The 3,223-nt window shown below is 56.3% G+C and carries 4 protein-coding genes; 1 reads left to right on the top strand and 3 read right to left on the bottom strand.

The window, feature by feature from the left end:
- Positions 1-489: 489 nt before the first annotated feature.
- Positions 490-660: a hypothetical protein gene (locus NHG65_RS27015; protein WP_004193911.1), complete on the top strand. Its 171-nt coding sequence runs from the start codon at positions 490-492 to the stop codon at positions 658-660.
- Positions 661-868: 208 nt separating this feature from the next.
- Here NHG65_RS27015 and NHG65_RS27010 read toward each other — a convergent pair whose 3' ends face one another.
- From NHG65_RS27010 to NHG65_RS27000, 3 genes are all read right to left on the bottom strand, one after another.
- Complete coding sequence (locus NHG65_RS27010) at positions 869-1,201, bottom strand: EmrE family multidrug efflux SMR transporter (protein WP_001099531.1); 333 nt, start codon at positions 1,199-1,201, stop codon at positions 869-871.
- Between the two features lie 66 nt (positions 1,202-1,267).
- Positions 1,268-2,761 (bottom strand): plasmid mobilization relaxase MbeA, encoded by a 1,494-nt coding sequence (gene mbeA / locus NHG65_RS27005; RefSeq protein WP_045265544.1) that lies wholly within the window; start codon positions 2,759-2,761, stop codon positions 1,268-1,270.
- Complete coding sequence (locus NHG65_RS27000) at positions 2,751-3,074, bottom strand: MobC family plasmid mobilization relaxosome protein (RefSeq protein WP_004193914.1); 324 nt, start codon at positions 3,072-3,074, stop codon at positions 2,751-2,753. Before NHG65_RS27000 ends, mbeA begins: the two co-directional genes overlap by 11 nt.
- Between the last annotated feature and the right edge of the window lie 149 nt (positions 3,075-3,223).

The raw sequence follows: 3,223 nt of genomic DNA, 5'->3' as shown, positions 1-3,223 counted from the left end.
CTAGCGGAGTGTATACTGGCTAAACATGTTATGACGGAGTGGTAATTTATGAAAGTGCTTCATGTGACAGGGGAAAAATGCGGCTGCCGGGCGTAAGTGCAAAATGCAGGTGGTGATGAAATGACGCCTCCTCGCTCACTCGGTCGCTACGCTCCTGCCGTGAGACTGCGGCGGGCGTTACCAGCTCACAGATTACGGGATAAGCAAATGCCGCTCGAAGCAGGAAAGGCCAAGAAAAGGATGCGGAGTTGCCGTTTTTCCATAGGCTCCGCCCCCCTGACGAGTATCACGAAAATGACGCTCAAATCAGCGGTGGCGAAACCCGATGCGGCTTAAAGATACCAGGCGTTTCCCCCTGGTGGCTCCCTCGTGCTCCCCCGCATTCCTGCCTTTCGGTTTACCGGTGTCATTCCGCTGTTATGGCCGCGGTTTCTCATTCCACGCCTGAAACTCGGTTCCGGGTAGGCAGTTCGCTCCAGGATGGACTGTATGCACGAACCCCCCGTTCAGTCCGACTACCACGCCCGTTCCGGTAACTATCAACTTGAGTCCAACCCGGAAAGACACGACAAATCGCCAGTGGCGGTAGCCATTGGTAACTGGGTTCACGGAGCAGAGATTGTAGAGAATGCCTACAGAGTTCTTGAAGTGAAAGCCTGAGTGCGGCTACACTGAAAGGACAGTTTAGGTATCTGCGCTCCGTGAAAGCCAGTTACCATCGGAACAAAGAGTTGGTAGCTCTGAATTCCGGCAAACGAACCACCGTTGGTAGCGGTGGTTTTTTTGTTTACAGGGAAAAAGATTACGCGCAGAAAGAAAGGATCTCAAGGAAATCCTTTTGCTTTGGCCAATATGCTTCGGTAAAAAGTTAATGCGCAGAAGATTTTGAAAAAATATTAATAACCAAAACTCCAACGCAAATAAGGAACATTCCTGCAATTGCGGGCCAATCAAGTTTTTGACCGCTAACCAACCAACCAGCTAGGCTTATTAGTACAATTCCCGCACCAGACCAAATTGCGTAAGCAATACCGGTAGGTATATTTTCCAATGTTTGGGAAAGCAGATAAAAGGCAGCGCAATAACTTATTGCAGTTCCTACAGACGGCCACAGGCGTGTAAATCCTTCTGAATATTTCATAAAGGTGGTGCCTATGACTTCAGCCACAATAGCCCCTCCCAGGAAAATATATGTATTCATAAAAATACCTCATGTTGAAAAATTTAAATATCTTTACATAACAACTAATTAATAGAACCCGGCTTATCATAGCGAAGGACCATGATGCTGCCACTGCGATCGTTCCAGCTCCAGCGCTTTCTGGTGCTGCACCGCCCGCTCCTGCTGCCGGTGAGTTTCTATCGCGTTCAGCCTTTCGACAACCGGCGCAGCTGCTCGCTCAAACTCTGCACCTGCCTGCTCAAGACCGTGACGCGCTCGTTCAGCGCCGCGTTCTCCCGTTGAATAAGACCAGACATCGTCCGCCATTCCGCGAAGGCGTTCTCCCACTCGTCCAGCCTTTTCGAGTAGTCCTGCTGTAGCTGCTCTAATGCGCTCAGCAACTGTTTTTCCAGCTCCGTCATGTGCTATTTCCCCGCCAGTATCATCCAGCTCGAGTCCTCTCCGAACTGTCCCGCTTCCGGGTTCACCCTCACGCAGCGGCGTCTCTGCTCGCCGCAGGTCGAGAGCTGTACGCCGCTGTTCCTCTCTGACAGCATGGCCTGCGTGCTCTTCTGCTCCCGGATGGTCGTATAGTTCTCGAGTATCTGCTGCCCCTGCCACCACAGAATGCCCGCGCTCGACGCTATCAGCAGCGCGGAGACCAGAACGATGGTCAGCCACGTCTGGCTGACCATGCGCAGCATCCCTTTCGTGCGCTGGCTCATGGCTGAGGACAGCTTCCGGTCGTGGTCGAGGATGGCGGCGCTGATTCTCTTCTCGCTTTCGCTCAGTTCCGCTCTGACAGACTTCTCGTGCTCGCTGAATGCGGCTTTCAGCATCTCGCCGGTAGTCTGCTGCTGCGCTTTCGATTTCTGCTCTAAGTCCTTCGCCAGCGTTAAAAGACTGTTCATAGATGGCTCCCTTCAGTCGGATGTTTCGCCCCCCGTCCGGGTCGGCAATGCTGATGCTGCTTTTTGTGGTGCGCACCACCTCAAAACCTGCGCTTTCCAGCGCCTCAGTGACGTCCTGACGCGTTTTCAGCTCCCCGGATGAGGCAAGGGCAAGCAGGCCGCTCGTAATCGCCTGGGCGGCTTCCTGCTTCGCTTCCGGCAGCGCGGAAGGCGAGACCAGCACCCGCCGGTTCTCCGGCGCGTTCGGGTCATGCAGCCCCAGCCTGCCGTTCACTATGGTCTGCCAGGCATCGATGCGCGGACGGTCGGCGCGGTCGTAATACGGCTGTAGCCGCTTGCCGGTCAGAAGCTCCGTGTTCGGGATCAGGAAGTTCAGCTCCAGCCGCCCCTTGTCCCGGTGCTCAACCCACAGCACGCTGTACTGGTCTTTATCGAGTCCGGGCATCAGAACCCGCTCGAAACTCGCCATCAGCTTTTCGCGCTGGCCGGGCGGTAAATCCTGTTCGGCAAAAGACAGAACGCCGGAAGTGTACTTTTTGGCGTAGGGCGAGGCGTCGATAAGCTCCCGGACTTCATCCGGCTTCCCCTGCAGAACGCTGGCGCCGTCGCGCTGGCGATCTTTACCCAGCAGATAATCGACCGGCCCGCCGCCGCCGCCGCGCCCCCGAGGATGAAACTTAACGATCATCATCAGCACCCTTTTCCAGTACGGCATGCCGCAACCGCTCGAGTCCGGCATCGATGGCCATCAGCGCGGCGACAATCTGCACGCGGTCGTGTCCGCTTCCACCACCGGCGTTAACCTGGCGGGCAATCTGGTTAAGGTTGTTCCCCATGCCGGCAAGCTGACGAAGCAGCGCCGGCGAGATCGACGGAAGTTTGCCGGCGCGTGCGGGCTTCTCGTCCAGGCACGTCTGCCGCATCCAGGCCGCGAGTTGCTTACCCTCGCAGCGCTCCAGCAGACGCCGGTGCTCGTCCTCAGTCACCCACATGGTGAGCATTTTGCTGCGTTTGTCTGCCAATCCGGCCTCCTGATAACGCCGGGACGGACGGGAAATCTTTTCCCGGTCGGCACGGTGTTGGACAAGCCGCAGACGCGGCAGTGGTTTTAGCGGGTTTCGGGGCGCAGCCCTGAACCAGTCACGTAGCG

It is taken from the genome of Serratia myotis (assembly GCF_027474885.1).
GTDB lineage: Bacteria > Pseudomonadota > Gammaproteobacteria > Enterobacterales > Enterobacteriaceae > Serratia > Serratia proteamaculans.
The sequence above is the reverse complement of the archived record's forward strand: the minus strand, read 5'-3'. Positions and strand labels throughout refer to the sequence as shown.

Excerpts from the sequence above, each read along its gene's own strand:
- NHG65_RS27015 (WP_004193911.1), top strand. The coding sequence starts at position 490 with ATGCACGAACCCCCCGTTCAGTCCGACTACCACGCCCGTTCCGGTAAC.
- NHG65_RS27010 (WP_001099531.1), bottom strand. The coding sequence starts at position 1,201 with ATGAATACATATATTTTCCTGGGAGGGGCTATTGTGGCTGAAGTCATA.
- mbeA (WP_045265544.1), bottom strand. The coding sequence starts at position 2,761 with ATGATCGTTAAGTTTCATCCTCGGGGGCGCGGCGGCGGCGGCGGGCCG.
- NHG65_RS27000 (WP_004193914.1), bottom strand. The coding sequence starts at position 3,074 with ATGCTCACCATGTGGGTGACTGAGGACGAGCACCGGCGTCTGCTGGAG.